Origin of the sequence: Paenibacillus sp. FSL L8-0333 (assembly GCF_037965665.1) — a bacterium.
Lineage (GTDB): Bacteria > Bacillota > Bacilli > Paenibacillales > Paenibacillaceae > Paenibacillus_AQ > Paenibacillus_AQ odorifer.
Genome location: NZ_CP150186.1, coordinates 767,129 through 791,504 on the forward strand (window position 1 = coordinate 767,129; position 24,376 = coordinate 791,504).

Consider the following 24,376-nt stretch of genomic DNA (forward strand, 5'->3'; position numbering starts at 1 on the left):
CGGATGGAATAAAGTTTTCAGCCTAGATATTTATTTTTTAAAAAATATAAACTTAAGTCCCAACCCCCCAATGATGCACAGAATTAAGCTTACCCACGGGGATATTGTAATGACCGGAAATAACCGATCGAGGAACATGCCGATAAATACAGCAGCTACTGCGATGCCAATATAGATTCCAAGGCTTTTTATATCAAAAGGCTTGGCACTGGGTGCATCGCTTTCCGACAAGGAAGACATCCATTTCATAATCAGTTCAATTAAGATAATGGAGCCTACTCCCACAGCGAGCAGGGTGAAAAGGCTGATCTGTCCGAACATTCCAGGTGAATCGTCAGTCCATTGGAAGAAGAGTCCACCGATTGCTAATATCCCAAAAAGACAGGTCAGAGCTGCGCAGGGAATCATCAAGTAATAGTTCCATTTACTGCGCACCGGGCGCCCGGGAACACTGTCTATGATTTCTTTAAAATAATCGTGCGGATTCTCGCCGAATACTTGCTTGGCATTTTTCCCTTTACGTTGTTCCTTCAACAGCAGCTTGGCCGCATCCAGCAAAAGTTCTTCTCCGCGCAGGGTGTCAATTCGACTGGCCCGCATTGCAAGGATCATATCTTCTAAATAGGAGCGATTGAAGGGCGTCAACTGCTCACGCAGGGCGTTATTTTCCTTAATCATATCTTTCACTTTCATAATTTGGATGTAAACCTCCAGTGTTGTTAATCGGTATAGTCTTTAACCTAGAGTATACGTTTGCATGACAGGTCTACGCAAGGACAACCATTTCTATGGCGATATGCATAATCCTTTTAGAAGAGTGAACACTGATAATGTTGTTGCTTGATCAATATAGCATTGGGAAAGGTTGGGAGCTTTATGGAACATGAGAACAAGAAAGAACAGGGAAGATCCATGGGCAACGGTTTCGAGCCTACGCCCAATAATTCAATGGGGGATTGGGGCGGCTCCGATGGATTCAGCATGTGGGATTCCGCGGAAGATGCTCCCGAGGGCTTGCTTAAGGATTGGGAAGGCAGCCATGAAACCCATGAGATGTTTAACGACAGCTACGATTGATTAACAACCCTGGCCATTCATCTCGAAAAAACAACAGAGCAGCGATCCTCCGATACTGGGGATCGCTGCTCTGTGTTTTTTGGTGGGGTTCTCAAACCCAAACCCAAACCCAAACCCAAACCCAAACCCAAACCCAAACCTCAAGCACCCCCGAACCCCAGACCCCCGGTTGTCGTAGCATCCACCATCTTTCGGACTCAGATGACGTTATTTGCCAAATTATCGCCTTTTCAGCACAGTTTCGGACTCCAGTGACGCTATTGCTCGAAAAGAAGCTCGTATTTGCTGTTTTACAGGGTGATAGCGACTATGGGGTCCGATAGAATTCAAAAAGTGTGCTAAATCTGCGAATAGGGTCTTCTGAGTCCGCTGGAGCTGCTGAGCCGAAGGAGCCGTCGAGTCCGAAGGAGCCGCTGAGTCCAATGAAGCTATTTAGTCCGAAGGAGCTGCTGAATCCGATGAAGCTACTGTGTTTGAAGGAGCAGGTGAGTCCGATAGAGCTACTGAATCCGATAGAGCTGCTGAATCCCGCACGATTGGCGGTTCCAATCGACTCGAGGTGGGCGCCCCAGAGTCATGTTCATATCTACAGGACGCCCTGTTTGTCGTGCAGACTCTAATGCCCAATACTCCGTGCGTTTATTAAGAATTGTTCCCTTGCTGTTGACAATATGAACGAAATCTTTATAATTAGATTATAATTCATACTAAGTTAATCGGAATTCTAATAAATTAAAATAAATTAAATTATAAATATAATTATAGGAGGATGCGGCAATGGAACGGAATATTGTAATCCGGCATAACGGAGAAGAATTGACGGCGAGCATACATTACCCGAACAAAGAGAAGGGAACCTCTTCGCGTTGCAAGGATAGACTGCCATTAGCCGTGATCTGCCACGGATTTGTGGGGAATCGGATTGGTGTAGACCGGATTTTTGTGAAGGCGGCTCGTGAGCTGGCACAAGAGGGATATATGGTTATTCGTTTTGATTATGCGGGCTGCGGCGAGAGCAGCGGGAATTATGGCGGTGAAGACATGGAATCGATGATCGCTCAGACTAGAGCAGTGCTGGATTACGGAATTAGCTCTGCTGATGTGGACCCACAGCGGGTGACGCTGATTGGCCATAGCCTCGGTGGCGCGGTGGCGCTGCTGACAAGTATTCGCGATCGCCGCGTGAAGAATCTCGTGTTATGGGCCTCTGTGGGTTATCCTTTCAATGATATTGTGAAAATTGTAGGGCGGGAGGCTTATGATCGTGCTGTGAAGAATGGATCAGCCGATTATGTGGGCTACTCGTTTACGCCGGTATATTTTAATTCTTTGGCGGCTTTTCAGCCCTTCCAAGAAGCGAGCAAATTTAGCGGCGATGTACTCGTCATTCATGGCACCTCTGATGATGTCATTCCGGTGGATTACGCTTTTCTTTACCAGAAGCTGTTCTGGACACGTCCCGAAGGACGTTGCGATAAAGAGATCATTTTTCAAGGGGATCACACCTTTTCTTCTGGACCGGCACAGCAGCAGCTGCTTAAGCGGACTATAGAATGGATGAATGAACAAGAGCATCTGCAGACAGAGTGGCAGAATTGGATGATTTAGGAGAAGGTTTTTATTCGCATTAACTTGCAATAAGCGGTAAAATAAAGATGCACACCATATACTGGGTTATGGAGGTTGGCATCCTATGAAATTACCGTCATTTTTTATTGCGCACGGTTCTCCGCTCCTCGCACTGGAGGATAACGAGTATACCCGTTTTCTGGAGCGGCTTGGTCAAGAACTTGAAGTGCCACGCGGTATAGTAGTTTTCTCAGCGCATTGGGATAGCCCTGAACAGCTACTTACCGTTGATGAACTGCACGAGACACAGCATGACTTCTACGGATTCCCTGAAGAAGTTTACACGCTGACCTATCCGGCCCCGGGCGATCCGGCCCTAACAAGACGGATTTCTGAGCTCTTCAAGGATAACAATCTATCACATCAGCCCGTTCTGGGGCGAGGACTCGATCATGGAGTCTGGGTGATACTGAAAAAAATGTTCCCGAACGCCGACATTCCGGTAGTTGCTTTATCCGTCGATTCCCTGCGCTCTCCCAAGGAGCAGTACAATATCGGGCGGATGTTAGCACCGCTTCGTGACGAAGGCATACTGCTGATTGGAAGCGGTGGACTTGTTCACAATTTGCGGATGCTAAGTGAAAGTGAGCAGCCTGAGGATTGGGCACTTGAATTCGATGCCTGGATTGCCAAGGGACTAGAATCCTGGGATTTGCCTTCACTTTTTGCGTATGAGAAAAAGGCTCCAAATGTACGCGATGCGGTTCCTTCTTATGGAAGAGAGCATTTTGCACCTCTCTTTTACGTGATGGGAACAGCGGATGGCAGCAGGAAGGCAGAGCGGATTTTTCAGGCTTATCAGTATGGGACATTAAGTCTGAATTGCTGGAAGCTAGACTAACTGAATGAATAAGAAACCTGCAGGGTGCAGCCGCAATGGCTGTACCCTTTTTTTAATATAAGAATTTATCTATTCCATGTTATAAAATTTCCTTATGCTTGCTATGAAAAAGGGAGTAGGTAATCAAGACAAATGGGACTGACTGTGATTAAATGGAAGGAATCAGTGAGTTTCATAAAACGTTTAGGAGGAACTACAAGCTTATGAAAGTAAATTGCTCTTCTTCCCGTCTGTTATCTGCCATTGTATTGACCACCCTATTGCTCTCCGCTTGCGGAACACAGAGTGCAAATAATGAGATCACCCCGACACAGCAGCCTACCGCAGAGCCCACGCCTATCGAAACGATTCAACCCTCACCTACTATTGATCCCGCTGCTGAGCTCGTATCCGGATTAACAGGTCTTCCAGTTTCTGAAGACAGTCTTCCACGTCCCTTGGCCGTAATGATAAATAATGCTCCTGCCGCCCGGCCGCAATCGGGGGTTAGTGAAGCAGATATTTTGTATGAGATTCTTGCCGAAGGTGGCATTACGCGTTTGATTGGTATTTTTCAGAGCCATACAGGTGTTGTGAAAATCGGACCGATTCGCAGCATTCGCCCCTATCTGCTTGATATTGGCGAGAGCTATGGTGGTGTGACGGTGCATGCCGGAGGGAGTCCGGCGGCTTATGCCATTTTGCAAAAAGAGAAAAAAGAAGATATGGACGAGATCGGCCGTGCCGGAGCTTATTTTTGGCGGGATAAAGCGCGAAAAGCACCACATAACCTGTACAGCAACGCAGCCAAACTGCGGGAAGGTGCCGAGAAGCTTGGGTTTGCGCAAAGTGTGAAGGTGCCCGGGTATCTTTTTAATAATCCAGATTACATACCGGCGGACGGAGAGAAAGCCGCTGAATTTAGCATAAACTATCTGCTCAAAAGTTATAAAGTTGACTATAAATATGATCCTAAACGTCAGACCTATCAGCGTTATGTGAATGACAAACCTCATTTGGATCTAAATAACGATAATCCAGTGGAAGCGGCCAATGTTATGGTTATAGGAGCGGATCATAAAGTGCTTGATGATGTCGGAAGACTTCAGATTGATGTGGAGCTTGGCGGGGAAGCGTTGCTTTTTCAGCGGGGACAGGTCACCCAAGGCAGATGGTCGCGTGAACCAGGGGATGTGATCCGCTTTGTGAGGGATGGAAAAGAAGAGCTGATGTATCCAGGAATTACCCATATTTTGGTGGTCCCTAATGCGCCTTCATTTAGCAGTCATGTGGTATATGGCGGGGCGGATGGTACAACATAAGAAAGTCGGAATATCCAGTGTTATACAGATTTGTGTTCGGAATAATGGGTATGTGTTAATAGAGTGTAAAAAAGTTCATTTCTATAGCTTCTATACCTTGTACGGATATGATAAGATAACAAGGGTTGTCATTCATTTTCATGCTTTTTACATATGAATGGCTCTGTATTCACGGTAATTTTATGTAAAGGGGTTTAAAACAATGAAGTTGAGAAAAAAGGACATATTCTTTGAGACGCTGGAAAATATGGCCGATACTATTGTCCAAGCTGCAGATTATTTTGCTCAGAATATCACTGATCTCCGGAATAATGTCGATAATTTCGCTGCAGAGATGAAAAAGTACGAATCCCAATGTGATACTTACACGCACACCGTCATCAAAGAATTGAACAAGACGTTTATTACGCCGCTTGAACGTGACGACATTATGGACTTGATCACAAGCATGGATGATGTCATCGATGGTCTGGAGGCATCCGCCTCACGTTTCTATATGTACAACCTTCTTGACCCGGATGAATACATTGTACAATTCGCCGAAATCCTTCGTCAGTGTGCTTATGAAATCCAAAAAGCGGTTCATTTGCTCTCCCAGAAGAAATTGTTGGCGATCCGTGAATATACAATCCGTCTGAATGACCTTGAGAATCAAGGGGACGAAGTGCTGCGTATTTGTACTAAGGTCCTGTTCGAAACTGTAAAAGACCCGATTGAGCTGATTAAACGCAAGGAACTGTATGAGCGGCTCGAGACCACTACAGACAAATGTGAAGATGTAGCCAACATGTTGGAATCGATCATCATGCGCAACTCATAAGGGGTACTAGAATATGGAAACATCTATATGGATTCTTGGAATTGTTATATTTCTCGCGCTTGCGTTTGACTTTATCAATGGATTCCATGATACGGCCAACGCAATTGCTACCTCTGTCTCAACACGTGCCTTAAAACCGCGAACAGCAATTATTATGGCAGCACTGATGAACTTTGTTGGGGCCTTGATGTTTACAGGTGTGGCCAAAAAAATCGGCGGAAGTATCACCGACCCGACCTTGCTTGAAAATGGGTTGGATATCATAATAGCCACGCTGATTGCTTCGATTATTTGGAATTTGATTACTTGGTGGCTCGGGATTCCATCCTCATCGTCTCATGCACTGATCGGCGCTTTAGCGGGTGCAGTATACGTGGGGGCAGGCTCAGCACACATCAATTGGGGCGGGTTTGTGGAAATTGTCGAAGGACTGATTTTCTCCCCAATCATTGCGTTTGTTATCGGTTATATAATCATGACCATCCTGAAGTGGATCTTTGCTAAGCGTAGTCCACATACGGTCAACAAGGGCTTCCGCTCTATGCAAGTCCTTACGGCAGCGTTACAGTCGTTCACACATGGTACAAATGATGCGCAAAAAGCGATGGGGATCATTACTTTTGCACTCGTTACCTCAGGACGTCAAGAAACTATGGATGTTATCCCTTTGTGGGTTAAGATAGCTGCAGCTACGGCTATGGCGCTCGGTACCTCCATTGGCGGTTGGAAGATTATTAAGACTATGGGCACAAAGATTTTCAAAATCGAACCTATTAACGGTTTCGCGGCTGATATTTCCGCGGCATCTGTTATTTTCTCAGCAACGCTGCTGCATTTGCCAGTAAGCTCAACGCATGCGATCACATCAGCGATCCTCGGGGTTGGCTCTGCCAAACGTTTCTCTGCAGTGAAATGGGGAGTAGCCGGACGTATTGTGGTCACTTGGTTCATCACGATTCCAATCAGTGCGGTATTAGCAGGTCTGATTTTCAAAATCATTTTTTAAACACCCTTTAATAAAGATGTCAGTTAGCCATTGGGCTGCGGACATCTTTTTTTGTTGTGTGGACATGAGGAGAGTGAAGAATATACGGTATAAATCCCGTAGAAATGGCGGAAATCGGCGTTGGAGGGAGAATGTACGGTATAAATCCCGTAGAAATGGCGGAGTTTGGCGATAGAGGGGGAATGTACGGTATAAATCCCGCAGAAATGATGGAGTTTGGCGATGGAGGGGGAATGTACGGTATAAATCCCGCAGAAATAACGGAGTTTGGCGTTGGAGGGGGAATGTACGGTATAAATCCCGTAGAAATGACGGAGTTTGGCGTTGGAGGGGGAATGTACGGTATAAATCCCGCAGAAGTGGCGAAGTTTGGCGTTGGAGGGAGAATGTAAGGTATAAATCCCGTAGAAATGATGGAGTTTGGCGATGGAGGGGGAATGTACGGTATAAATCCCGTAGAAATGGCGGAGTTTGGCGATGGATGGGGAATGTACGGTATAAATCCCGTAGAAATGACGAAGTCTGGAGTTGGAGGGGGAATGTACGGTATAAATCCCGTAGAAATGGCGGAGTTTGGCGATGGATGGGGAATGTACGGTATAAATCCCGTAGAAATGATGGAGTTTGGCGATGGATGGGGAATGTACGGTATAAATCCCGCTGAATTTACGAAATTCGAGGGTGGTGACAAAAAGAAGAGCATAACTGCCCTAGAATTGGAGACACTTCGTCGAAGAAGCAGAAAGAAAGGCATAAATGCCTTAGAATGACGGCACCTGACTTGTATGAAGGTGGACCAGCCCAACTAAACACATTTCAAGGGAACCCAACGCACCTTAATCCAGCCCATCGTAACGTAACCTTGCACAAGCTAACTCAGCCCAGTCCAAATTACCTTATTTCAGCAAAATCCAGCGCACCGAAGTCCAGCCCTGCGCAAAGTAACCTAGCCCAGATTAACTCAGCTCAGTCCCGCGTAACACATTTCAACGGAACCCAGTGCACCTTAATCCAGTCCATCGCAAAGTAACCTAGTACAAACTAACTCAGCCCAGTCCCGCGTAACACATTTCAACGGAACCCAGTGCACCTTAATCCAGTCCATCGTAAAGTAACCTAGATCCAACTAACTCAACGCAGCCCAACTTACCTCATTTCAGCAGAATCCAGCGCACCGAAGTCCAGCCCTGCACAAAGTAACCTAGCCAAAGTTAACTCAGCATAGTCCCACGTAACACATTTCAAGGGAACCCAGCGCACCTTAATCCAGTCCATCGCAAAGTAACCTAGTACAAACTAACTCAGCCCAATCCATCGTAACGTAACCTGGCCAAATTAACCCAACCCAACCCAACCCAACCCAACCCAACCCAACCCAACCCAACCCAACCCAACCCTATTCTCTTTCTCCCTGCTTTTCTGCCGTCCATGAGCATCACTATATTCACAATTCCTGCCCGAAACTTCACAGTTCCGATGCAAGGATTGCATCCCAATCCCACAAATCACTACCAGCCCAAAGTAAAACATATGTTACTTACGGTAAATGAACGCGAGGCGATGGACTCAACCTTTTGCGAATTCAAGTCCAGCTTGCTTACGATCGAAGGGTTGTTTACCATCCCAAAAGGAGCACTTTTTCACCAACTAATTAGTAAAAATAGCGATAGTAATTCATAGCCACGAATTCATCTCACTCATAAACCCGATACCGACAGCGAGAATAAAGATAGCTCGCCCCTGCGCAACCAACCAAGCACAGATGAATCGAGCATTAACGAACGACGAAACACCAAATGTTTCTTAGTCTAGCTTAAGAGGTGCTGCTGGTTATGTTTTTTGCTTTTTGGAAGACTTGTCTTCTTGCTGTACAATAGAGGCGTGGAAGAAGATGAAGCGGAGGAACATTTATGATACGTACACTTGTTGTCACACATAAAGGTGAGGTGCTGACAGAGATCCCTCTGCAAAATATCCGGTTGGAGGATTATGCTTGGATATGGGCAGATTTTGCTACGCCTACGCCAGAAGAGACGCTTTTGCTGGATCAATATTTTCATTTTCACCCCTTAGCGATAGAGGACTGTATGCATGTGTTGCAGCGGCCGAAGCTGGATCATTATGAGAATGTGCAGTTTTTTGTGCTGCATGCGCTGAATGAGCGGACGTTGGATGCTGAGGAGGTTGACCTATTTTTAAGCTCGAACTTTCTTGTCTCCTATCACCATCAGGAAAAAGCAGAGATGAATGAAGCGTGGGAACAGGTGAAGAGCGAAATACATAGTCGAAAAGGCTGGTCGGGTGGGCCGATGGCAGCTGCATATACGGTGATGGACAAGCTGGTGGACAAGTATTTTCCATGTCTCTACAGTTTAGAGGACGAGCTTGCGGATCTGGAAAGTAGCGGCAGCAGTGAGTCAGTGGAGGAATTGATGAGCCAGGTGTTTGGCGTGCGCGGAAGACTCCTCAAAATGCGGCGGACGATTGTGCCAATGCGCGATTTGATGTACCGGATCGTGAATTCACAGCATGTCCAGAGCAACGGCGAGGAACGGATTTATTTTGGCGACATTTATGACCATCTGCTAAAGCTCTCGGATATGATTGAGGCTGATCGAGAAATGACCGCGGATTTGCGTGACAGCTACATTTCACTCAATTCCAACCGGATGAATTCGATTATGAAAACACTAACGGTAATCACGACCGTATTCATGCCGCTGACGCTTATCGCCGGGATCTACGGGATGAATTTTGTGAAGATGCCTGAACTAGAGTGGGAATATGGTTATTTTGGTGTGCTGCTGTTTATGCTGGTGGTTGGTTTTGGGATGTTCCGATGGTTTCGACGGAGTGGCTGGTTTAAGTAAAAATAGAGCAGAAGCGCCAACAGCAAATCTCTTTCCCGCGAGAATTGCTGTTTTTCTGGTGCATAGCTAGAAAACGTCACCGCTATTTGCGGCGACGTTTTCCGGTAGAAGAAGTAGAGCGCCGGCGAGTAGTTGTAGTAGATTTGCGACGGGGTGAGGTGGAACGCTTTTTTTTGCGGCGATTAGGACTGTACAGGGCGGCATCCTCTTCGGCGGCTAGTGCGCCTGCTGCGCCTTTGTTTTTACCGAAGCTACCCATGAACAGCTTAACCATTGGAGCCATCTGCTGGAAGCCGGACATCACCTTTTGTACTTTACCCATAGAGTTTACGATCCCGTCAATGCCGCCCATTCGATCGATGATGCCTTTGATTTGCTCCATATTCCCACCAATTCCGCCACCGCCGCCTAAGCCGCTGAGCAGTCCGGCAAGCCCGCCGCTTGCCTTTGTTGCAGCTTCAGCTGCAGGGAGCGCTAGCGCAGTTTCGGTGGCAGCTTCTGCTCCTAAAGCAGGAAGGATTCCGGTCTCACCTGGGAGAGCTGAGGGCGCATATGAGCTGAGGCCGGGGTAGGCAGAGGCATTATACGAATCGCTCAGTGAACGCTGATTCCGGCGGGAATGATTATAGTAATGATCAGGCATAATATCACATTCCTTTGTTAGTGGTCTGCTATACTGTATGTCATGGGCGAACATACGGTATAGACGAATGCCCGGGTAATAGGGATAGGAGCGGAAAAGGGCGTATGCCTATAAACAGGTTAAAGTAGTGAAGAAACCGTGTACGAGCTTGATTTTCGGCGCTTTTGTAGTACTATAGTGTAGGCGATAATTCTTATGTAGAGAAAAATACTTGTATTGGGGTACATAAGTGGTGTGCGCGTGGGGTGGACGTTTGTCCATCATTTTCGTTCTTTACAGCGTGAAATCGTTAATGCTTGAAAAATGCGCTCCAGTGCAATATAGTAAAGGCAGGATAGTGACATTAGGTTGATGTTTCCGGAGCTAGTTTTGTACGGAGCTTAATCAGAGAAACTAATGCTGATAGAACTTTTAGGGGATGAAAAATTGATGCAACTTAAGAAGTTAAATGATAAAAGTATAGACCAATTATTTGAAGCCATTTTAACATTGAAGAATATGGAAGAATGTTATGTTTTCTTTGATGACTTGTGCACCGTGAACGAGATTCAATCGCTGTCGCAACGACTGGAAGTAGCGCGTATGCTTGGCAAAGGTTCGACCTACAATCAGATCGAAGCAGAGACAGGAGCAAGTACAGCTACTATTTCCCGTGTAAAACGTTGCTTGAACTACGGAAATGATGGTTATAAATTAACGCTGGAACGTTTGGGACGCTAATTTATGGTACCGGGCGTACTTATTATCAGTCACGGCTCCCGCGACGAGGTTTGGGTGTCGATTGTGGAAGAGGCCGTAAGCGAATTATCGCTAGATGAAGAGATGCCAGTGGTGGTCTCTTTTTTAGAGCTGGTAGAGGGCCGTCTGATTCAAGATGGAATAAATGAACTGGAACATGCAGGGGTCACAGATATAATTGTGATCCCATTGTTCGTTTCCTCGGGAAGCACACATGTCGATGAAATAGAATATGCACTAGGGGCTAAACCTGCACCTGAACGTGAGACCGATTTAGAGCCGTTCCACGTGAAGGCTAAGGTTCACTATGGTTATCCTGTCGACGATGACCCGGACATCGCTGTGATGATCTGGGACAAGCTCCGTAAGCTGTCTACGGAACCTGAACGTGAGACGATTCTGTTGGTAGGTCACGGCAGCATTTATGATGGCTTCCGCCAGCGTTGGCAGCAGGGCATCTCTTCACTGGCAGGACGTGTACGTGAGGTGAGTGGCGTAGCGGCGGCCGATTACGGTCTGCTGAATCCGGACAGTGTAAGAAGCAAAGTGGAGTATTGGCAGGAGCAGGGTCACGAGGTATTGGTGGCGCCGCTTTTTTTGAGTGAAGGTTATTTCACTAAACATGTGGTTCCGAACAGACTTAAAGGGTTAACCTATAAGTATTCTGGCCAGACGCTTTTGCCGCACCCGCTTCTTCCGCATTGGATTGAGAGACAGGTAGAGACACTCCTCGAACAGATTCGAAAAAAGAGTTAAAAAGCTTCCTTTTTAGCCCACTTAATCATGAAAAATAGTGCCCATTTCCGTGGATAATACGGGATTTGCTGCATAGACATATATATAGTTGTTTTTGCCTAATAAGGTGTCGTGAATTGTTGTATAATGGAATATTTACGATAAATGTCCTCTGACATTGATTGTAGTGGTCCGAATTAGGTATAATCAATTAGGTTATTCTATTATAAAAAACAGGTGGCGTTCCGGTAATGAAAACTGCGAGATTGATTTATAATCCCACTTCTGGACGGGAAGAAATGAAGAAGCGGCTCGCCGACATTTTGGACCGGCTGGATACGGGTGGCATTGAAGCCTCCTGCCATGCAACGACCGGAGAAGGCGATGCTATGTTAGCTGCTGCGGATGCAGTAGAGCGCGGTTATGATCTAATCATAGCAGCCGGTGGGGATGGCACTTTAAATGAGGTTATCAATGGTATGGCGGAGAAACCTAATCTCCCCCCGCTTGGCGTATTGCCACTTGGGACTACCAATGATTTTGCACGTGCGATGGGGATCCCGAAGAATTGGGAAGATTCCGTTGATTTGATCCTTCGTCAAGAGTCGCGTCCGATTGATATCGGTAAAGCCAATGATCGTTATTTCATTAATATAGCAGGCGGTGGCAGTCTAACCGAACTGACCTATGAAGTTCCCAGTAAGCTGAAGACCATGATAGGGCAGCTTGCGTACTATTTAAAAGGTATTGAAAAAATGGTCAGCCTATCTCCTCAGGAACTAATCATTCGTGCCAATGGGCAGGAGGTTATTCATGATGAGTTCATGCTGTTCCTGATTGCAAATACGAATTCTGTCGGCGGCTTTGAAAAGCTTGCTCCCGGCGCTCGAATCGATGACGGTCTGTTAGATGTTATTGCGGTCAAAAAATGCAACCTGGCAGAGTTTGTCCGTTTGGTTAGATTGGCCCTTCGTGGCGAGCATTTGCAGGATAAAAAGGTTGTGTATTTCCGTACGGATGCAATGGATGTAATCTCTCCAGGGCATGTCCAATTGAACTTGGATGGAGAACTTGGCGGAGAGCTGCCGGGTCGTTTTCGGATTTTGCCGCAGCATCTGCGGATTTTTGCTCAGAATAATTAGGGTTGTTTGAAAGTAAGAGTGTGGGATTATACAGCGATGATAATGAAAGAAGTGAACTATAAATAATGAGTAAACACCGCAGTGGACGCAGCACCAGCCGCCCAGCCGGCAAGGCGCCTGTCGCCGGACTGCCTGTGAATAAAAATGATGAGGTTATGCTCGATATTATCGGCATGACCCATGAAGGTGAAGGGGTAGGCCGCGTAGAAGGCTTTACCCTTTTTGTGCAGGGAGCCCTTCCCGGAGAGAAAGTCCGGGCAAAGGTGCTCAAGACCAAAAAGCAGTATGGCTACGCCAAACTGCTGAATATAGTAGAAGCAAGCAGCGCCCGCATCGCGGCGCCTTGCGAGATCTATGACCAATGCGGCGGCTGCCAGCTGCAGCATATGGACTACACTGCTCAGCTGGCGTGGAAACGGCAGCTGGTGGTGGACAACCTGGAGCGGATTGGGAAGCTTCGGGTGGCTGGTGGCGGGAACAGCGGAAAGAGCAAAGAGAATGAAGCTGTTGAGAGTCAGACGGACAGTGCCAACTATGGCGGCATTGCAGATGGTACGACTGAAGGCGCTGGAGTAACTCAGACAGATGGCATTCTTGTTCGCCCTACACTCGGCATGGACGAGCCTTGGCGTTACCGCAATAAGGCACAGGTGCCAATTGGGGTTACAGAAGGCGGTCTTGTGGGCGGCTTCTACGCACGCGGAAGTCACCGTATCATCGATATGGAAACCTGCTTGATTCAGCATGAAGATAATGATGACGTTGTGCGCAAGGTGAAAGACATCGGCAGAGAACTTGGCATCTCTGCTTATAGTGAAGAAACCGGCCGTGGCCTGCTGCGTCATGTCGTCGTGAAGAAAGCTTTCCGCACCGGTGAAATGATGGTCGTCCTCGTAACCAACGGCCGCGACATCCCACACCTGGACGCCTGGCTCGGCAGCATCCGCGAACAGCTGCCGGATGTAGTCAGCATCTGCCAGAACGTCAACACTCAGCGCACGAATGTCATCTTCGGTGGCGAAACCCGCGTCCTGTGGGGCAGAGACGTCATCTATGACTACATCGGCGATGTACAGTTCGCTATCTCAGCGCGTTCGTTCTATCAAGTGAACCCGGCACAGACTGAGGTGTTGTACGGTAAAACCGTTGAATATGCCGGACTGACTGGCAATGAAACGGTTATTGATGCCTATTGCGGGATCGGTACGATCTCCCTCTTTTTGGCGCAGCATGCGGCTAAGGTATACGGTGTCGAAATTGTACCGGAAGCTATTGAGGATGCCCGGGCGAATGCGAAGTTGAATGAGATGAAGAATGTAGTGTTCGAGGTTGGTGCCTCTGAAGATGTCATTCCGAATTGGAAAGAGCAAGGGATTACGGCGGATGTTATCGTGGTCGATCCACCGCGTAAGGGTTGCGATCCGCGGTTGTTAGAGACGATTCTGGCTATGAAGCCGGAGCGTGTGGTGTATGTGTCGTGTAATCCATCGACATTAGCAAGGGACTTGCGTGTGTTGGAGGATGGCGGGTACAAGACAGTGGAGGTAACTCCGGTGGATATGTTCCCGCATACGGTGCATGTGGAGTGTACAGTGTGGCTAAAGTGGATGGGACAGGATTAATTCCTATGCTCCATGTATAAGTTTTGGATGAGCGATATTGTAATGTATTTTTATGTTTCCATCATTGAAGATTTCAATCTTCTGAATGAGTTTCATGACAATTTGCTTGAGTATCCGCTCATCCTCGAAATTGAGATGAAGCAAATTCTTCACTTGTTTTTCAAAGACTTGGATGTTTGTATCTAGGTCTTTTTCGTTTTTTACCTGCGTCATCAGTTCAGCCTTACGTTCGGAAAGCAAGGCGTTCTCATTTCGAACCAGAGTATTTTGAGTTCGCCATTCCTCTTGTATTAGCTCCCCCTCATTCAGGAGATCAAGTAACCTGCTCTGTTTCTTTACTAGTAGGGAGAGTTTACTTTCAACTTTCCGTAATTCTTTATCATGGTTGTCAGAAGTATATCCTGATTCCTTTTTGAATATCTCAACGAGCTTATGGGTATTAATCTGGTTACCTGAAGTCAACAACTTCAGATGCTGTTTCACCTTCGACAGCAGATCGTCTGCCTTTATATAGTGAGAGCTACAGTACTTCTTTCCATATTTTCCGTATTTCCCGCACGTATATCCGCCCCTGTCCTTTTTAAAATGCATTCCCATTCCGCAATCGGCACATACGGCGATGTGTGCAAAAAGGCTCTCTTGACCGTTACTTCGACGTTCCCCTTTTAGTTTCAACTTCATCTGCGCTTCGTGAAACTCTTCCATAGAGATAAGGGAGGGGTGTGTATAAGGGACAACAGTCTGCTGCTCAGCGGGTATCTCCTTGCGTTGATTAGTTCGTAGACTGATCGTCTCTGTCCTATTCTGCACCATGTTTCCTGTATAGAGGGGGTTGGTAAGAATAAGTTTTATTGTACTTTGTTGCCAAAGGACTCCTGCATTTTTAGCCCCCACTACTGCCCTCGGTGTTGGTATACCCGCATTATTTAAGTATCTCGACAACTTATATAACCCCATATTTTCGTAGAGATACAGGCGGAATAACTCCTTTACAATAAGTGAGTATTTCGGGTCAAGCTCTAGTATATTTCCGTTCTTTATATAGCCGAACGGGGGGAGGGAGCCGTTGAATTTGCCTTTGGCTGCTTTTTCACGCCTACCGAACTTGACTCGTTTCGAAGTAGCTTCACTTTCTTGTTGGGCGACAGACAAGTGGATTGAGAACATCAACTCTCCATCGGCGGTTCTAGTATCGATGTTTTGTTCTATAAATATCATTCCGATCCCGAGGCTGTCCAATTCGCGTTTTATGTTGATTCCATCTTGAATGTCGCGGGCGAAGCGGGAAATGGACTTGAACAATACATATTCAAAATTTTTGGCCCTAGCATCCCTTAGTAGACGCTGTAGATCGCTTCGGCCCTTAATACTCGTTCCGCTGACACCTTCATCTTTGTAGACATCGTAAATCGTACCAGATCTTTCCTCGACATAACGATTGAAGAAAGCGATTTGGTGACCGACACTTTCCTTTTGACTATCATGATCAGTGCTTACACGTGCATATATGGCGTATCGCATAGGTGTAGTCCTCCTAAAGAGTTTCTAGTGCCTTATACGATGTGCCCCCGCCAAGAATTTAGTTGTAATGTATAAACTTTTTTGTTTCTCTCTCTAAACTATTGCAACCTTAGGTCGTATATGGGACTCAAGGAGGTGAAAGTTATGAGCATACTTCATGAGTACAATGGCGAACAGAACATTCAGGAAGCCTTGGAAGAACTGTGTAGAGTTCTAATAAGATCAGGTTTACTCACTGCTGAAGTCGAAATTATCGACAACGGAATAGATTCATTGTATCCCAATTACCTGTAGTAATTTCCATGATAGAAAAATCCTCGTCTTAACCATACGTAATTTTTCATCTCTTAGCCCTCCTTTCCTAGCTTATTTACTTGATACACAGTATAAGAGCACATATCCAACGGATTTGGAAGAGAGATGTAGTACTAGATGGAGTTATAACAGTCAATCTTCCCCCACTCAGTACCTAGAAAAAGATATGTCTATGTAGTTTGATCTGGGAACTACGTAATATACCGGAGGAAATTTTCTAGAGGGTTGGTGCGCTAAAATGATTTTTGAGGAAGTCTATTTTATTAATGAGTAGGCGAGGTATTAACCTCGCAAGTTATCTTATATATTTTAATCATTGTAGAGATTAAGTTGTAGATCTTTGCATTCAGAATATGAAGACACAGCAATTCAAAATTTGAATTAGCAATACAAAAAACAGAACACAGCAATTCAAATTTTGAATTACAAGAAAACAGAACACAAAAAAACAGAACACAGCATATAAACCTAATAGTATAAGGGGAACAATAAAATGAGTAGACTTACAGATAATGAATTAAATAATTCGAAGCATTACTTCAAAAATAGTGGAACTTCCCAATCACCTGTAGTTGTAGATCGTTGCTTGTTCCTTTCTGTAGGGGCAAAACAACTCTATAGCAATTTGTGCCAATATGCGTATGGAAATAAAAAAAGCTGCTTCCCAAGCCAAACACTTCTTATGATGGAGTTGGGCATCGCCTCCGCAACTCTTAATAAATACCTAGACGAATTACGAGAAGGGCAGTTAATTATAACAACTAGATATTACAATGGGACATTATTGTACACAATCGAGGATGTTTGGAGGCCAATTTGTCTTCATCATTCTGAGTGGATATGGAAGATTATTGAACTTATCAGAAGTGACCCAGATCCCTCGAGTAGAATTTCTAATAAACAAATAAAAAAGACTGTGGATGAATACAAACGGTCAGCGCTCTGTAAAGAAATAAGTTGCAAACTCGATGGAGATAATGCAAACGATAATGTGAAACGTCTTTCTGAGTGGTTTGGTAAAAGATTTGGAGTACGAATTATAAGTACCTTTGATAGCTGGAAAGTATCGTTGTCAATCGAAGAATAATAGAGCCATTGGGGTAACAAAAGATGTTATTTCATTAGAGAAAGAACGTTATCCAAAGGTATTTTCTATAGTGATCCAGGCATTAAAGGTCGGCATACTCGCTAAAAGCAGCTTAACTTTTTCTATTCTCCTAATCGTTGTTCATCAGATGGATCAATCCAATTTTCGTTATAGTGTTCTGAAAATTTTTGAATTGCCTCCAACCATTCATTATCCTCAGTATTCCATAGATTGGAGGCTAAATTATCATCTCCTTTATATTGCGAAAGGATGCTTTCTACTAGTTGCCCGAATCGTAAATCTGGCATGGAGCTCCAGCAAATTTTCAAAGCATTCAAAATAACTGGAATCCGTTCTATATCTCTCATAATTAACCCTCCGTTTAACTTGGTTTCTTATTATAATTGGATATTTTTAGTATTGTCGTAAATTTTACATTTTATATTAGTGTTTATATAGAAGATGAGAAATACAGGGTACAAACATGGTTATGCTGGAAGATCAAAGAGCCCTCAAGGGCTCTTTTTGTTGGACAGTTTTCTTAAGGCTGCGGTAGATATAGAATACAATCTTGTTTAATGATCAAATAGAATGAATGGATTCAAATCCATGCGTCATAGCCAGTACAGTATTCTTTATTTATTCTCAAGTACTGTATACAATCGTTGTAGTATTGTCACAGCCTCCGCTCGGGTCACCTTATCCGTGGGGCGGAACCTATCAGTTGAACCAGTCATGATGTCTTTCTGGATCAAAGAGTAAAGATATACGGCTTTCATATTGGCTTCGTCTCCTGCATAACCTAAACCACTCGAATATTTTTCGGTAAGTATTACTGGGGTAAACAAACCAGGATATTCAAAGCCGACTGCTGGCCGAAGCTTAATATCTTTGAAGGTAGCCAGCTTAGCTAAAACATCGTCAGGCTCCACTATAGATTCTCTGTTTTCATTCACTGTAGCATTTATTTCTTCATTAAGTATTCCTGTGAGCATAGCTACGTCCCATCTCGTAAGCTGCTTATCCGGTGTTAGATAAGCCTTTTTACCGTCCGTACTATAGTGATCTGCGAAGTCCCAGGCATGATCTCCAAATAGTGCAATGAAATCTTTAGCAGCCCAGTTACCTTTTAGGTCTACAAAATTAGGTGGGTTAGTCGTAGGGCCTCCTGCATTAGGAAACAACTTGTGATACATATGTACGAATTCAGCTTTTGTTACAGGTTTTTCAGGTTTGAACGTACCGTCTGAATATCCACTTACGATCTGCTTATCCACCATAAACGTAATTGCCGGGGCGGCCCAGTTTGTCTCAGGTACGTCAGAGAAACTACTTGCTGCCATAACAGGTGTTGCTGATACCAGTGTAAGCGAAGCTAGTATAGTAATCATTACTTTTTTCATAAAAAATCCCTCCTGATTCTGCGTTCTGATTCTGTGTTGGCTCGGTTTCGTTTATGTTACTGTACTGCTTATAAGTGTGCAGGTTAATCCATGGATCTATATGTATTTTCTCGGCCTATAGGAAAGACTTAATAGGCCGCAAAGCTGGTCCAAGATAATTAAAGAGAATTATCTTTTACGGTTATTCGTAGGGCGTGGCATAGATGGTGGTAGGTTATTAGTGGTGTTACTTTTACTATGTGACAGCATATCATTATCATCAGCGCGATTATTCATTTGAGAGAAGTTACGCATCATTACGGCAAACTGCCCTTGCATCTTCATGAGAGTGTCCATCACACAATACTCCATTCTGGTAGTTAAGGCTGCAATATCGGCCATAAACTGATCCTGGGAGCCAACTGAACTTAAATGATCGAGCTTTTGCTGTATCTCTTTCATTTGAAGCAGGATTACTTGTAAGTCATAGTTTTCGGTATTATGAGGTTGGCTAGTAGGTTCAATTAATTGAATACCTGTGACTTTAGAGAATGAACTCTTCCATTTATACAACAACTTAACGTTTACTCCATACTTTCGTGCAACTGCGGCAGTATTGTTACTTTCTTCCGCCTCCTTTAAAACCTTTTTCTTGAAATCTAAGTTGTATACATTTCGTGCCATTGTTTCCATCCCATTCATTATAATAGTATTTTTAAAATCATGCTGGTGTAGATATAATAACATAATTAAATACTTTTGTTTTATATTGAATATAAATAAAGCCTATAGTTTCTGGAAAATATCAGTTAGTATCCTCAAAGTGAGATTGAGGTGGTAATTGATGAGCGACTTAAAATATGCATTAGGAGAAAAAATAAGAAATTATAGGAAGGGGCGGGGATATAGCCAGGAAGAGTTAGCTAATCTCGCTAATCTCCATACCGTATATATTGGACAACTTGAACGTGGGGAGAAGAGTCCAACGATTGATAGTCTGGAAGGGATTGTAGAGGCGTTAGGGATAAGTTTTGAAGAACTATTTCGGCATATTAGACCAGTCCCTGATAGCCAGGAAAGTGTTGTCATAAGCGAAATTATTAGTAAGGTTCAGGGCAGAAGCATACAAGAGCAGCAAGTTATTAATAAAATGATTGATCTGATGATAGAATGGAAGGAAGTAAAGTGAATAGTAAAAGGACAGATAATCTTGCAGAGGATAACTGTCCTTTTTTGTTTTCAATATAATTATGCGTCTTCAAAGCTGAATTTCTACTAGGCTCCGTTGTCATAAATACAATGAAGGAACGGTGCAAGGTGCGTGCCTGTTGGGTTCAGCACATAAATGAATACATAACAATATGCAACAAAGTGCTTTAAAATAGTACCTTATTTTTATGTTATTTTGTGTTGATTGAAGAATAAGAATACTTTTACATTCAGTACAAAGTGTACATTCTGTATAGTCTGAGTTAATATATATGGAGGAGGTGGGGAGTATGTTTGTAGAATCCATATTAAATGCTACAGAGGTAAGAGCTAATTTTGGCAGTTTTATTGATGATGTTATAAGACATAAACCTCAGTTTGTGAAGCGGAACCGTGATGTTATAGCTAGTTTTTCTGTACAACAGTTGAAGCAACTATTAGAAGCCTATGAATTTACTATCGAGTTTGAAGAAAAAAATGGAGTCTTTACAGGCTCCATAGAACAAATTGAGGATATTGAATGTGAGGCGGAATCACTTCGAGAACTACGTAAGGACTTAGCAGAGCAGCTTGTGGATTATGCTCACCAGTATTATGATTCGTACAGCGAGTATAACGCTGCTCCTAACCGCAAATCTCATGCTCCGTATATTTTACGGGTACTACTCTATAATGACGTAAGCGAGGTCGCAAAGCTCCTCCTGATTTAGAAGGAGTCGTGTAGACTAACTTAGATTTGATTTTCTTGTGGATCAAAAGAATAGTTTGTAGCTAGTTTAATGATATCATGCGAATAAGGTATTCAACCTATGTTAAGTATGAGTGTGTGAAAATGAAAAAACTTAAGAAGGCGCTTGAGAATCGTTCCTCGTAGTGTCTTTATTTTTTGAGTAAATGTAAGCCCCGATAATCAGAGCAAACGTGATTTAAAGTTAATAAAATAATGATCAAAGATCAACGTTACAAGATGAAATGTTAATCCTGTGCGTCTTTTTAAGTCTTAACCGTGTACCTAGATCGGTGAATTTTTAAATAGAAAGAGAGAAAACACAAAATGGATATTCTTCAATATGAACCTAAAATTTGGGCTACTGCTGACCTACTTCGAGGAAGCGGCATTAAAGAATCTGAGTGGCCATCCTATATGATGCCTTTTTTTGCATTAACTATGATCGAGAGTCGACTTGTTAGGATGTTTGATAATTTAAAAGCTGAAATCGGTGAAGAAGCTTTTTCCAGTATTAATAAAGACGATCTATATGAAATGATTAAAGATCAAGGACAAGGCTACAACATCTATATTTTTGAGAAAAATCAAACCCTCACTGACATCTGTATGAACGATAAATCCTTTGAAATTGATTTTGATGCCTACCTACATGGGTTTGATGGTGAGACCAAAGACTTGCTTGGTGTGGATGCAACAGAAGGAGAAAAGTTCCTTGATATTAAAGGGGTTATTTCCAAGCTTAAAGCCAAGAAAGTGCTGCTGGGTTATACCAAGTTGTGGAGTGAGATCGACCTAAAGCCGTTTAATAACTCAGAGATCACTACACTGGAAGAGCACATCAAGCGCAAATGGGCAGATATTTCGGCGGAAACGGCAGGGGAGCAGTACACTCCAGATGATGTGATTGTGCTTATTGCCGATATCATTGCCTCAAAAATTGAAGAATCCGACAAACTTCTGAAGATATACGATTGTACCTGCGGCGGTGGGAACTTGCTGTTCGGGGTAGAAGACCGCATTAATGCCAAATTTAAACGTCTGACACAAACCTATGGGCAAGATTGGAATGACGCACTTTACGCTCTTGCTAAGATTGAAAGTCGTTTTCGACCCGATTCAAAGATTGAGCATGGTAATACTTTAGTGGAAGATAAGTTCTATAATGAAGAATTTGATGTTGTCATTGCCAATCCTCCCTATGGTGTGAGCTGGAAAGGCTATCAGAAGGATATTGAAAACGATAAGACTGGAAGGTTTCAATTTATTCCTTCTATATCCGATGGTCAATTGCTATTCATGCAGCATCTAATTTCCAAACTCGATTCAGTCGGTATGGGTGTAGTGGTACATAACGGCTCAACCTTGTTTAGCGGCGACGCTGGATCGGCTGAAAGTAATATTCGCAAATGGATGCTCGATAGTGATATTGTGGAAGCTGTGATTCAATTGCCAACTGACGAGTTTTTTAACACGGGCATATACACCTATCTCTGGGTATTAAATAAAAATAAACAGTCGCAGCATAAAGACAAAGTGATGCTTATTAATGCCAGTGAGAAATTCAAGCCATTGAAGAAGAGCAAAGGTTCTAAACGCAAAGAAGTGGATGAAGCCAGTCGTTTGGAAATTGTTGAGACCCTAACACAATTCCAAGATTCTGATTATGCTAAAGTGTTCGAAAAGGAATTTTTCTATTTCAATAAACAAGCGATTATGCTTACCAACGTGGATGAATACGGCAATAGCTTTGAAGCCAAGCTTAAAGAAGGTAAGAAGAGTGAAAAACTTGTACCGACGAAACTTAGCAATGGGGAACGTGAGCTCACCGAGTTTGTGATTACTACTTTTGATTCTGAACAATTCACTACATTAGCAGATGCCTTTGAACAAGATATCAAGCCATTTGTTGCTTCTTTAGATTATAAGGAACAGCCATTAGTAATCAGCGTTGATTCAGTGAAATATTGGTTTGATTCTGAAAAAGAAACATTGATTAAAGAAGTGAATGGAAAACAAGAAATGCTAGGCTGTGGAAGAATAGCTGTAAAATCTGTATATAAACGAGCTAGTAAAACACTGCCAGAGCGTATTGAGATTAGTGTGGAGCTTACACCTGATTATGAGAAGGATTATGAAATTATCCCATTTCATAAAGACGAGATAAACAACAAAGAGGCAATTAAAGCATTTATGGCCCAATATATTACAAAACCCTTTGACTATTTAGAAAACGTTGTAGGCGTTGAAGTGAATTTTAGAAAGGTCTTCTATAAGCCAGAGAATTTGCGAGAAGTCGCAGATATTTTGGCTGAAATTAAACTGATTGAGAATGAATTAAGGGCGCTGGAAGCGGGGCTAGTGTTATGAGGGATTTTAATATAAATTATGATAGTTACAAAAAAAGTAGTGTTACTTTTATTGAATATATACCAACACATTGGTCTGTCCAACGTATCAAGGATGTAATTCATGGTATTGATCAAGGATGGAGTCCTAATGCCGAGAATAGAATGGTTACAGAGAATGAATGGGGTGTACTTAAACTATCAGCAATTAATAATGGAAAATATTATGAAAACAAGCATAAAGCATTGCCAAGTTACGAAATTCCAAAGCATCAATACTTAGTAAAACGTGGTGATTTTCTTTTGACAAGATCAAACACTCCGAATTTAGTAGGTGAGTGCTGCTTGGTTACAATGGAGCCTACTCTAAAAATGATGTATTCAGATCTCATTTATAATTTGAAAATAAACAAGAGAAAGACATTAGATAGATACTTAAATTATTTTCTTTCCTGTGAATCTTTTAGATGGCTCAAAACTGTTTCTGCTAGGGGATTAAATGATTCCATGGTAAAAATATCACAAGGGATTATTCGTGGATGGTCTGTATGTTCTCCCCCTGGTTCAGAGCAAAAGAACATTTCCGATTACCTGGACAACAAAACTAAACAAATTGATCACCAAATAGATTTACTAAATCAAAAAGTAATCCAATACGGAAACTTCAAACAATCCCTCATTAACGAAACCGTCGTCCGTGGCTTAGATAAAACCGTGGCGATGAAAGACAGTGGTGTTGAGTGGATCGGGGAAGTTCCAGAGTATTGGGAAGTGAAGCGATTAAAAGATATTGCCTGTCAAAGTAAAGAGAAGAATGGGAAAAATCCTATTGGAGCTATGCTGTCAGTATCAGGATATAGAGGAATTGAAATTAAACAATATGATGATGAGTTGAAAATGCGAACTGAAGAAGAGTTGTCAGATTATAGAGTAGTTCGTGTAGGGCAACTGGTCGTCAATACAATGTGGTTAAATTATAGAGGAATTGGAGTCTCAAAGTTTAGAGGTTATGTGAGTCCAGCTTATCGCTCCTATAATTTGACTAATGAAGTTTTTGAAGGATACATTCATTACTTGATGCGTTCAGATCTATATGTGGCAGGGTACTCTAAATATTTACAAGGAATACGACCAAATTCTCTTCAAATGAAAACCATAGATTTCGAGTGCCTTCCTGTAATCCTACCTAGTTTTAATGAACAACAATCCATAGCTGATTACCTAGACGAAAAAACAGCGCATATTGATCATATTGTCGTGACCATTAACACTCAAATCGACAAGCTCAAAGAACTTCGCAAAACACTAATAAACGATGTTGTCACAGGTAAAATAAAGGTCCCAGTAGATGAGGAGCATTAGG

General features: G+C 43.3%; 25 protein-coding genes. 19 read left to right on the forward strand and 6 right to left on the reverse strand.

What is annotated here, in order from left to right; genetic code table 11:
• Positions 1-30: 30 nt before the first annotated feature.
• The gene (locus NYE72_RS03350; RefSeq protein ID WP_036680887.1) at positions 31-693 is read right to left on the reverse strand and encodes a DUF1129 family protein; all 663 of its coding nucleotides are present in this window, start codon (positions 691-693) and stop codon (positions 31-33) included.
• A 183-nt stretch (positions 694-876) separates the two neighbouring features.
• On the opposite strand from NYE72_RS03350, the gene NYE72_RS03355 reads away from it, so the two are divergent.
• The 9 genes from NYE72_RS03355 (at position 877) to corA (ending at position 9,544) form a co-directional block, all read left to right on the forward strand.
• Positions 877-1,077, forward strand: a complete 201-nt coding sequence (locus NYE72_RS03355) for a hypothetical protein (protein ID WP_036680885.1) — start codon at positions 877-879, stop codon at positions 1,075-1,077.
• 777 nt (positions 1,078-1,854) lie between these two features.
• Complete coding sequence (locus NYE72_RS03360) at positions 1,855-2,685, forward strand: alpha/beta fold hydrolase (RefSeq protein WP_036686864.1); 831 nt, start codon at positions 1,855-1,857, stop codon at positions 2,683-2,685.
• 85 nt (positions 2,686-2,770) lie between these two features.
• Positions 2,771-3,547, forward strand: a complete 777-nt coding sequence (locus NYE72_RS03365; protein WP_339211282.1) for a class III extradiol ring-cleavage dioxygenase — start codon at positions 2,771-2,773, stop codon at positions 3,545-3,547.
• A gap of 203 nt (positions 3,548-3,750) precedes the next feature.
• The gene (locus NYE72_RS03370; RefSeq protein ID WP_036686869.1) at positions 3,751-4,848 is read left to right on the forward strand and encodes a DUF3048 domain-containing protein; all 1,098 of its coding nucleotides are present in this window, start codon (positions 3,751-3,753) and stop codon (positions 4,846-4,848) included.
• Between the two features lie 202 nt (positions 4,849-5,050).
• Entirely contained in the window at positions 5,051-5,668 is a 618-nt protein-coding gene (locus NYE72_RS03375; protein ID WP_036686871.1) for a DUF47 family protein, read from the forward strand.
• A 13-nt stretch (positions 5,669-5,681) separates the two neighbouring features.
• Positions 5,682-6,674, forward strand: a complete 993-nt coding sequence (locus tag NYE72_RS03380; protein WP_036686873.1) for an inorganic phosphate transporter — start codon at positions 5,682-5,684, stop codon at positions 6,672-6,674.
• Positions 6,675-6,805: 131 nt separating this feature from the next.
• Positions 6,806-7,066: a hypothetical protein gene (locus tag NYE72_RS03385; RefSeq protein WP_339211283.1), complete on the forward strand. Its 261-nt coding sequence runs from the start codon at positions 6,806-6,808 to the stop codon at positions 7,064-7,066.
• Between the two features lie 45 nt (positions 7,067-7,111).
• Positions 7,112-7,444 carry a hypothetical protein gene (locus NYE72_RS03390; protein ID WP_339211285.1) on the forward strand — a complete coding sequence of 111 codons (333 nt, stop codon included), beginning with the start codon at positions 7,112-7,114 and terminating at the stop codon, positions 7,442-7,444.
• A 1,140-nt stretch (positions 7,445-8,584) separates the two neighbouring features.
• Positions 8,585-9,544: a magnesium/cobalt transporter CorA gene (gene corA, locus NYE72_RS03395; protein WP_339211287.1), complete on the forward strand. Its 960-nt coding sequence runs from the start codon at positions 8,585-8,587 to the stop codon at positions 9,542-9,544.
• 82 nt (positions 9,545-9,626) lie between these two features.
• Here corA and NYE72_RS03400 read toward each other — a convergent pair whose 3' ends face one another.
• Entirely contained in the window at positions 9,627-10,187 is a 561-nt protein-coding gene (locus NYE72_RS03400; protein ID WP_038568686.1) for a hypothetical protein, read from the reverse strand.
• Positions 10,188-10,616: 429 nt separating this feature from the next.
• Between NYE72_RS03400 and NYE72_RS03405 the strand changes: the two genes are divergently transcribed.
• The 4 genes from NYE72_RS03405 to rlmD all read left to right on the forward strand — a co-directional run bounded on the left by NYE72_RS03405 (position 10,617) and on the right by rlmD (position 14,424).
• A complete protein-coding gene (locus NYE72_RS03405; RefSeq protein WP_019913624.1) occupies positions 10,617-10,907 on the forward strand; it encodes a YerC/YecD family TrpR-related protein in 291 nt (96 codons plus the stop codon).
• 3 nt (positions 10,908-10,910) lie between these two features.
• A complete protein-coding gene (locus NYE72_RS03410) occupies positions 10,911-11,681 on the forward strand; it encodes a CbiX/SirB N-terminal domain-containing protein (RefSeq protein ID WP_036680721.1) in 771 nt (256 codons plus the stop codon).
• Between the two features lie 230 nt (positions 11,682-11,911).
• Positions 11,912-12,802, forward strand: a complete 891-nt coding sequence (locus NYE72_RS03415; protein ID WP_036680719.1) for a diacylglycerol kinase — start codon at positions 11,912-11,914, stop codon at positions 12,800-12,802.
• Between the two features lie 65 nt (positions 12,803-12,867).
• Positions 12,868-14,424 (forward strand): 23S rRNA (uracil(1939)-C(5))-methyltransferase RlmD, encoded by a 1,557-nt coding sequence (rlmD, locus tag NYE72_RS03420; RefSeq protein ID WP_339211289.1) that lies wholly within the window; start codon positions 12,868-12,870, stop codon positions 14,422-14,424.
• Between the two features lie 3 nt (positions 14,425-14,427).
• On the opposite strand, the gene NYE72_RS03425 is transcribed toward rlmD, so the two are convergent.
• Positions 14,428-15,945, reverse strand: coding sequence for a recombinase family protein (locus tag NYE72_RS03425; protein WP_339211291.1), 1,518 nt, complete (start codon positions 15,943-15,945; stop codon positions 14,428-14,430).
• A 144-nt stretch (positions 15,946-16,089) separates the two neighbouring features.
• Here NYE72_RS03425 and NYE72_RS03430 point away from each other — a divergent pair, with 144 nt between their 5' ends.
• Both NYE72_RS03430 and NYE72_RS03435 read left to right on the forward strand, forming a co-directional pair.
• Positions 16,090-16,239, forward strand: a complete 150-nt coding sequence (locus NYE72_RS03430; RefSeq protein WP_339211293.1) for a hypothetical protein — start codon at positions 16,090-16,092, stop codon at positions 16,237-16,239.
• 514 nt (positions 16,240-16,753) lie between these two features.
• Positions 16,754-17,347, forward strand: a complete 594-nt coding sequence (locus NYE72_RS03435; RefSeq protein ID WP_339211295.1) for a hypothetical protein — start codon at positions 16,754-16,756, stop codon at positions 17,345-17,347.
• A gap of 122 nt (positions 17,348-17,469) precedes the next feature.
• Here NYE72_RS03435 and NYE72_RS03440 read toward each other — a convergent pair whose 3' ends face one another.
• The 3 genes from NYE72_RS03440 to NYE72_RS03450 all read right to left on the reverse strand — a co-directional run bounded on the left by NYE72_RS03440 (position 17,470) and on the right by NYE72_RS03450 (position 19,413).
• Positions 17,470-17,715, reverse strand: a complete 246-nt coding sequence (locus NYE72_RS03440) for a hypothetical protein (protein WP_339211296.1) — start codon at positions 17,713-17,715, stop codon at positions 17,470-17,472.
• A gap of 267 nt (positions 17,716-17,982) precedes the next feature.
• Positions 17,983-18,750 (reverse strand): S-layer homology domain-containing protein, encoded by a 768-nt coding sequence (locus NYE72_RS03445; protein WP_339211297.1) that lies wholly within the window; start codon positions 18,748-18,750, stop codon positions 17,983-17,985.
• A gap of 168 nt (positions 18,751-18,918) precedes the next feature.
• Positions 18,919-19,413 carry a transposase gene (locus NYE72_RS03450; RefSeq protein WP_339211300.1) on the reverse strand — a complete coding sequence of 165 codons (495 nt, stop codon included), beginning with the start codon at positions 19,411-19,413 and terminating at the stop codon, positions 18,919-18,921.
• 160 nt (positions 19,414-19,573) lie between these two features.
• Here NYE72_RS03450 and NYE72_RS03455 point away from each other — a divergent pair, with 160 nt between their 5' ends.
• The 4 genes from NYE72_RS03455 (at position 19,574) to NYE72_RS03470 (ending at position 24,375) form a co-directional block, all read left to right on the forward strand.
• Positions 19,574-19,918: a helix-turn-helix transcriptional regulator gene (locus NYE72_RS03455; RefSeq protein WP_339211302.1), complete on the forward strand. Its 345-nt coding sequence runs from the start codon at positions 19,574-19,576 to the stop codon at positions 19,916-19,918.
• Between the two features lie 310 nt (positions 19,919-20,228).
• Positions 20,229-20,648, forward strand: a complete 420-nt coding sequence (locus tag NYE72_RS03460; protein WP_339211304.1) for a hypothetical protein — start codon at positions 20,229-20,231, stop codon at positions 20,646-20,648.
• A 344-nt stretch (positions 20,649-20,992) separates the two neighbouring features.
• On the forward strand, positions 20,993-23,035 hold the full coding sequence (locus NYE72_RS03465) for an N-6 DNA methylase (protein WP_339211306.1): 2,043 nt from the start codon (positions 20,993-20,995) through the stop codon (positions 23,033-23,035).
• The gene (locus NYE72_RS03470; RefSeq protein ID WP_339211307.1) at positions 23,032-24,375 is read left to right on the forward strand and encodes a restriction endonuclease subunit S; all 1,344 of its coding nucleotides are present in this window, start codon (positions 23,032-23,034) and stop codon (positions 24,373-24,375) included. Before NYE72_RS03465 ends, NYE72_RS03470 begins: the two co-directional genes overlap by 4 nt.
• Position 24,376 lies beyond the last annotated feature (1 nt).